Genomic DNA, 237 nt, shown 5'->3' with positions numbered 1-237 from the left:
TGACGGAACGCCTTGAGGTCGGCGATGTGCGGGGTGCGGCCGGCGATGCGGTGGAAGTCGGACAGCTGCAGGACCACGCCCGCCGCCGGGGCGATGGCGAGCAGGTGCAGCACGGCGTTGGTGGAGCCGCCGTACGCCATGGTCACGGCGATCGCGTTCTCGATAGCGGACTTGGTCATGTTGTCCCGGGCCGTGATGCCCTGGCGGTGCATGATCACCACGGCCTCGCCGTAGGGG

Annotated in this window: 1 protein-coding gene; it reads right to left on the bottom strand. The window is 69.6% G+C overall.

Translation table 11 applies throughout. The features are described 5' to 3' along the window. Positions 1–237: dihydroxy-acid dehydratase (locus KVS67_RS13100; RefSeq protein ID WP_217565560.1), on the bottom strand; the 237-nt coding region annotated here is incomplete at both ends.

The sequence above is a fragment of the Micrococcus sp. GbtcB5 genome (assembly GCF_019091605.1).
Classification (GTDB): Bacteria; Actinomycetota; Actinomycetes; order Actinomycetales; family Micrococcaceae; genus Micrococcus; species Micrococcus luteus.
Note: the sequence above shows the minus strand (reverse complement) of the source record. Positions and strands in the feature narration are given on the sequence as shown.